The sequence below is a fragment of the Mycobacterium sp. E2238 genome (genome assembly GCF_001672665.1).
Taxonomy (GTDB): domain Bacteria; phylum Actinomycetota; class Actinomycetes; order Mycobacteriales; family Mycobacteriaceae; genus Mycobacterium.
Genome location: NZ_LZKF01000165.1, coordinates 61245 through 67916, shown reverse-complemented (window position 1 = coordinate 67916; position 6672 = coordinate 61245). Strand labels below are relative to the sequence as shown.

The following is a 6672-nucleotide window of genomic DNA, read 5'->3' as shown; positions in this document are numbered from 1 at the left end:
CGAGCTCGTCGGCGATCCACTCGCGCTCGGCGTGCACATCGGGAAGCAACGCGCAGCGGACGGTTCCGGGCGGGGCGTCCGGGCGCGGCCGCAGCGCGTGTACCGCGACCGACCGGCGGCGCGCCTCCGCCGAGATCGCGTTGGCCAGTTGCAGGGTCCGCGGCGGGTTGCGCCAGCTGGTCCGCAGCTCCAGGACCGGCGCCGGGGCGCCGTCGGAGAGGGGGAAGTCGGTGGTGAAGCGCGGGAGATTGGTCGCCGAGGCGCCGCGCCAGCCGTAGATCGACTGGATCGGATCGCCGACGGCGGTCAGGGCCAATCCGTCGTCGACGCCACCGCCGAACAGAGCCGACAGGGCGACCCGCTGGGCGTGGCCGGTGTCCTGGTATTCGTCGAGCAGCACCACCCGGTAGCGGCCGCGCAGGTCGGCACCGACCTGCGGGAAGTTCGCCGCCAGCCGCGCCGCGCAGGCCATCTGCACGCCGAAGTCCATCGTCTTCGCGGCACGCATGCGCTCGTTCAGCGCGTCGAGCAGCGGCACCAGCTCGGCCCGCTGGGTCTGGGTGTCCAGCAGCCGCAGCAACCACTGGCTGGGGCCGCGGTCGCGCTGATAGGGGCCCGGCGGCAGCGCGTGGATCAGCCGCTCCAGCTCCACGTGGGTATCGCCGAGCTGGCGGGTGTCCACCAGGTGTTCGGCTAGCTGACCCCACAACCGCAGCACCATTGACGTGACCGCGGCGGGGGTCTTGTCGGTGCGCAGCTCGCCCCGGTACCCGCTGACCACGTCGAACGCCAGCTGCCACAGCTCGGTCTCGCCGAGCAGCCGGGTGTCGGGCTCGATGGGCAGCAGCAGACCGTAGTCGCGGATCAACGAACCGGCGAACGCGTGGTAGGTGCTGACCGTCGGCGCGCCCGCCGGCTCCGCGGGGGCCGCGCCGTCGGGACCCAAGCCGACGCCGGCCAGCCGGGCCAGCCGGGACCGGACCCGGCGCAACAGCTGGCCGGCGGCCTTGCGGGTGAACGTCAATCCGAGCACCTGGCCGGGTTCGGCGTAGCCGTTGGCGACGAGCCACACCACCCGCGCGGCCATGGTCTCGGTTTTGCCCGCGCCGGCACCGGCGATGACGACCAGCGGCCCGGGCGGTGCCGCGATCACGGCGGACTGCTCCTCGGTGGGCGGGAAAAGCCCGAGCGCACCGGCCAATTCGGCCGGACTGTAGCGCGGGTTCACTGCGCCGCCCCGTCGGCGTGGGCCGGACATGAAGGCCGCAGCGGACAGTGCGAGCAGCCGTCGTTGCGCCGGGCGATGAACCGCGGCCCGGCGGTCACCCCGGCGGCGCGCCGAACCAGCCGGCGCCACTCGTCGCGGGCGGCCGGTGTCAGCGGATCCTGCTCGCGCTCGGTGGCGCCCGACGCCCCGGGCTTGCCCAGGTAGACCAGCCGCGCCCCACCGGGCTCCGAACCCGCGGCCACCATGCCCTCGGCCACGGCCAGCTGATACATCGCCAGCTGGGCGTGCTGTTGGGCGTCGTCCTTGCTGACCGGCGTTTTGCCGGTCTTGATGTCCACGATCACCAGCCGGCCGGCTGCATCGCGCTCCAGCCGGTCGACCCGGCCGCACAGCCGGACGTCGCCGCCATCGCCGTCGTCGGATGTTGCCAGGATGCCGTCGATCTCGACCTCGACGCCCACCTCGGTCAGCACGCCCCGGGTCTGCTTCCGCCACTCGACGAAGGCCTCAATCATCGCGCGGTGGCGGGCCAGTTCGTTGGCCGAATGCCACTCGGCCTCGAAGGGCAGATGGCGCCAGGCCCGGTCCAGCTCGGCCAGCAATTCCGATTCGCTCCGCTGCGGTTCGGCGACCAGGGCGTGCAGCACCGAGCCGATGGTGGAACGCAGGTCGCGCGGGTTGGTGCCGCCGTGCCGTTCGGCCAGCCAGCGCAGCGGGCAGTCGTTGAGCATCTGCAGGGTCGACGGGGTCAAGGTGACGGCATCGTCGTCGCCATGCAGGGGTTCGCTGGTGCTGACGGGGATCAGGCCGTGCCAGCCGGCCGGGTCGGCGCCCGGGACGCCGGCGCGGGCGAGGCGCGCCAATTGCGTTGCGGCACAAGCGCGGGCGGCGTCGTCGATCGTGCCGTCGGGCGCGCACGCGACGCCGCGCAGCCGGCCGACCAGCGCGGCAGCGGATAGCACCCGGGGCGCTGAGATGGGTTGCGCGGCAGCGGGATCGCCGTCAACATCGGTCCACGGGGCGAGCTCGTAGCAGAACGACGACGGCAGCGCGGCCTCGTTGTCCCCGCGGTCCGAGTCGCCGTCTACGGCGGTGACCAGCAACCGGCGGCGGGCCCGGCCCATCGCCGCCACCAGCAGCCGGCGTTCCTCGGCCAGCAGCGGCGCCCGCACCGACGCGTCCTCGGTGACGCCGTCGAGCACGTCCAGCAACCGCTGGGTGCCCAGCACACCGCCGCGCGGAACCGTGTTGGGCCACAATCCCTCTTGCAGCCCGGCGATGACCACCAGGTCCCATTCGTGTCCCAGCGCGGCGTGCGCGCTGAGCACCCGCACCTGCTCCACGGGTGACACCGGCTCCCGGTTCACGCTCGGCAGGTGCAGCGCGGCGATGTGCTCGACAAGGCCGCGCAGCGACGCACCCGACGTGCGGGACACGTACTGATCGGTGATGTCGAACAGCGCGGTCACCGCCTCCAGGTCCCGGGTGGCCTGGGCGCCGGCGGTGCCGCCGCGCTCGGCGGCCGACAGCCAGCGACGCTGCAGGCCGGACCGGTTCCAGGCGGCCCACAGCGTGTAGCGCGGGTCTTGTCCCGCACGATGGCAGCGCGCCGCCGCGTCCAGCACCGCACGCACCCGCTGCACCGGGCGGAACTGCGGGCCCGATGGCGGCGGGTCAGCGGACAGCGCCTCGGCCAGCAGGTCCGCGACATCGCCCGGCGCGCGACCGGGGTTGGCGCGCTGCAGCGTTCGGCGCAGCTGGCGCAGCGAAACCGGGTCGACCCGACCGATGGGACCGGTCAGCAACGCCAGGGCCCGTTCGCCGTCGAGCCCGTCGGCGGTGGCGGCCAGGACGGTGAGCAGCGCCCGGCCCGCGGGCTCGCCGGACAGCGGTCCGCTGGTCGCGGGCGCGGCCACCGGCACCCCGGCGGCGGCCAGCGCGCGGGGCAACAACGCGCCGGCCCGTGGCACCGATCGGACGACGACCGCCATCTGCGACCACGGCACCCCGTCGACCAGGTGTGCACGCCGGAGCGCGTCGGCGATCATCGCCGCCTCCGCGTGCGCCGACGCCGCCAGGCGCACCGCGACCGAGCCCTCGTCGGGCCCGCTACCCTCGATCCGCTTGCCGTCGCTGCCGCCGGGCAGTCGATGCGCGATGCCGCTGACGGCGCGCGCCACCGCCGGGGCGCAGCGATGCGAGACCGTCAACGTCACCGCAGGCGAATCCCCGTGGAGCAGGCCGGCGGATTCGCCGCCCCGGAAACCGAACACCGCCTGATTGGGATCGCCGGCGATCACGGCCAGCTCGGCGCCCGCCGCGAGCACCCGGACCAGGTGGGCCGCCTGCGGGTCGAGCTGCTGAGCGTCATCGACCAACAAGAGCCGCACCCGGCCCCGCTCGGCGGCCAGCAGCTCGGGATCGACCGCGAAGGCCTCCAGGGCGGCGCCCACCAGTTCCGCGGCGCCCAGCGCGGGCGTTGTCGCCTGTGGCGCAGCCGTCCCGACCGCCGCCCGCAGCAGCATCACCTGCTCGTACTGCCGGGCGAACTGGCCGGCGGCCGTCCATTCCGGGCGCCGGCACCGGCGGCCCAGGCGCTCGAGTTCCTGCGGATCAACACCACGTTCTGCGCAGCGCGCCAGCATGTTTCGCAGCTCGGTGGCGAAGCCCGCGGTGGCCAGCGCGGATTTCAGGTGGGTGGGCCACGCCGTCGCCGCGCGCGGCCCGTCCTCGAGGTCGCCGGCCAGCAGCTCCCGGATGATCGCGTCCTGTTCGGCGCTGGTGACCAGCCGCGGGGGCGCGTCACCGGCACGCTCGGCGGCCCGCCGCAACACCGCGTAGGCGTAACCGTGCACGGTGCGCACCAACGGTTCGCGGACTGCGGCCCGGCAGGGCCCGGTCGAGCGCGCCCGCAACAACGCCGTCGTCAAGGTGCTGCGCGCCGTCATGCCCAGCCGGCCGGAACCGGTAAGCAGCAGAACCGATTCCGGGTTGAGACCCGCGTCGATCTGGGCGACCGCGGCGTCGACCAGCAGGCTGCTCTTACCGGTGCCGGGCCCGCCCAACACTCGGACCGGCCCGCGCACGCCGGGCGCCAGCAGAGCCCGCGCCTCGGTGTCCCAGGTGTACGACATGGCTGCATGCAATCACCAGGGTCTGACAAGCCGCCCGGCCCGCGTCGCCGCCGACCCCTAGGCTGGAGACCGCACGCAGCCCGACGAACGGTGAGGAGGTAGGTGATCGTGACGAACGTCGAACCCGGTTTTCCCAGCGACGAAGCGCCCGAAGGTGACGCCGCGGAACAATTGCAGCCCGTCGACTTCGACGACGAAGTCGGCTTGGACACCGAGTATCTGACCGCTGCCGACCGCGAGGCCAACGAGGCCGACGTGATCGAGCAGGCCTACGTCGTCCCCACCGAGGACGAGTGGGACGAACGCTGACCCGCCCGCGCGCGGATGGCCGTGGCGGTGACTGGCACGATCGACGGGTGACCGCGGATCTCCATGTGCACCGCTACGGCCCGCCGGGGCCGGTGCAAGTGCTGGCGCTGCACGGCTTGACCGGCCACGGGCAGCGGTGGCAGCAGCTGGCCGGCCTCCTACCCGAAATCACCTTCGCCGCACCGGATCTGATCGGTCACGGCCGGTCGTCATGGGCGGCGCCGTGGACCATCGACGCCAACGTTGCGGCGATGGCCGCGCTGCTCGACGACGACGCCGAGGCGCCGGTGCTGGTGGTGGGGCACTCCTTCGGCGGCGCACTCGCCATGCAGCTGGCCGCGATGCGGCCGGACCGGGTGGCGGCGCTGCTGCTGCTGGACCCGGCGGTCGGATTGGACGGCGCGTGGATGCGGCAGATCGCCGACGCGATGCTGGCCTCGCCCGACTACCCCGACGCCGAGGAAGCGCGCCTGGAAAAGCTGCACGGCTCCTGGTCGGACGTCGACCCCGCGCTGCTCGACGCCGAGATCGACGAGCATCTGATCGAGCTGCCGGGCGGCCGGTACGGCTGGCGGGTGAGCCTGCCGGCGATGATGTCGTACTGGAGCGAGTTGGCCCGCGACATCGTGTTCCCGCCGGCCGGGACGCCGACGGTCCTGGTGCGGGCCAAGCGCACCTCGCCGCCGTACGTCGGCGACCACCTCATCGCCGGGCTGCAGGACCGGTTGGGATCGGATTTCCGGCTGCTGGATTTCGATTGCAACCACATGGTGCCCTACGCCGCGCCCGCGGAGGTGGCGGCGCTGACGCGCGAGCTGCTGGAAGCCCGCTGATCGTGGCGGCGGTCACCGATGAGCAGGTCGAGCGGGTGCGCGCGCTGGTCGCGGCGATTCCACCGGGCAGGGTCGCCACCTACGGCGACATCGCCGGCGTCGCAGGGCTTTCCAGCCCGCGCATCGTCGGCTGGATCATGCGGACCGACTCCTCGGACCTGCCGTGGCACCGGGTGATCACCGCATCGGGTCGCCCGGCGCCTCATCTGAGCACCCGGCAGCTCGAGCTGCTGCGGGCCGAAGGGGTCCTGGCCACCGATGGCCGGATCGCGTTGCGCGAGGTGCGTTACGACTTCGCGCGCTAGAGCACCAGCCGCACCAGCGCCGCGGTGCGGGCCAGCCCGGGGAATGCCTCGGCGGTGGATCGCGGATGCAACGCATGGACCGCCAGGCGAAACATCAAGGCGCGCAACAACATCTGCGGCCACTCCGGCAGCGCGTTCCAACGTTCGATGAGTCCGTCGTCGGCCTCGCCCCAGGACAGGGCGTCGACGACGACGACGCCCGCCGCCCACGACGCGGGCCGCCAGTACGGGGTGATGTCGGTGATTCCCGGGGCGGCGGTGCCGATGAAAAGCACTGTCCCGTAAAGGTCTCCGTGCACCAGCTGGTTCGGGCTCTTGGTCGGACGGCGCAGGGTGGCCAGCTGGTTGATCAGCTCCACCGACCGCTCCGCGTCGGCCGTCGGCGGCGCGGTGCGGGCGCCCGGGGGCACGGAGGCCAGCGGCCGCTCCTCCCAGGCGGCACGGTCGGCGGCGATGAAGATGTCCACGTCGCCCCACGGCGCGGTGGGGCCCTGGGTGAGAAATCGGGGGCGTTCCAGTTTGCCGGTCGCCTCGTGCAGGCGCACCGCCGCCGAGACGACTTCGTCGTGCCGCGGTTCGGGTGTGCCGGCGACGAAGGTATCCGCCCGCCATCCGGAAACCACGTAACGCCCGTCCGTCGAGCGGACCGGGCGGGCCAGCCGAACACCGTCGACGAACAGGGTCTCCCGCACGCGGGCCGACCAGGCCGCCCGGGCGTGGTCGGCCACCAGCGACAGGACGACCTCACCGCAGCGCCAGCCGCCTTCCCAGCTAGCGCCCAGATAGACGGGCTTGACGCCGGTCAAACCAAACGCCGCCAGCACATGCTCCGGCGGTGGTTCGACAGTCACACGGGTAGCCTA

Annotated in this window: 6 protein-coding genes; 3 read left to right on the top strand and 3 right to left on the bottom strand. The window is 73.2% G+C overall.

Annotated features, from left to right (window positions below):
* Both A5711_RS14910 and A5711_RS14905 read right to left on the bottom strand, forming a co-directional pair.
* A partial coding sequence (locus A5711_RS14910) for an ATP-dependent helicase (RefSeq protein WP_197520802.1) occupies positions 1 to 1258 on the bottom strand: 1258 nt, incomplete at its 3' end.
* Entirely contained in the window at positions 1225 to 4362 is a 3138-nt protein-coding gene (locus A5711_RS14905; protein ID WP_067947721.1) for an ATP-dependent DNA helicase, read from the bottom strand. The genes A5711_RS14910 and A5711_RS14905, both read right to left, overlap by 34 nt.
* Before the next feature lie 108 nt (positions 4363 to 4470).
* On the opposite strand from A5711_RS14905, the gene A5711_RS14900 reads away from it, so the two are divergent.
* Genes A5711_RS14900 through A5711_RS14890 form a run of 3 tightly spaced genes read left to right on the top strand, consistent with a single transcriptional unit; the run spans position 4471 to position 5809 of the window.
* Positions 4471 to 4671: a hypothetical protein gene (locus tag A5711_RS14900; protein WP_067947735.1), complete on the top strand. Its 201-nt coding sequence runs from the start codon at positions 4471 to 4473 to the stop codon at positions 4669 to 4671.
* Positions 4672 to 4718: 47 nt separating this feature from the next.
* Positions 4719 to 5504, top strand: coding sequence for an alpha/beta fold hydrolase (locus A5711_RS14895; RefSeq protein ID WP_067947720.1), 786 nt, complete (start codon positions 4719 to 4721; stop codon positions 5502 to 5504).
* Positions 5505 to 5506: 2 nt separating this feature from the next.
* A complete protein-coding gene (locus A5711_RS14890) occupies positions 5507 to 5809 on the top strand; it encodes an MGMT family protein (protein WP_067947719.1) in 303 nt (100 codons plus the stop codon).
* Here A5711_RS14890 and A5711_RS14885 read toward each other — a convergent pair.
* Entirely contained in the window at positions 5806 to 6660 is an 855-nt protein-coding gene (locus A5711_RS14885; protein WP_067947718.1) for a TIGR02569 family protein, read from the bottom strand. The two genes, A5711_RS14890 and A5711_RS14885, sit on opposite strands and share 4 nt — an antisense overlap.
* Positions 6661 to 6672: the final 12 nt, after the last annotated feature.

Excerpts from the sequence above, each read along its gene's own strand:
- A5711_RS14905 (WP_067947721.1), bottom strand. The coding sequence starts at position 4,362 with ATGTCGTACACCTGGGACACCGAGGCGCGGGCTCTGCTGGCGCCCGGC.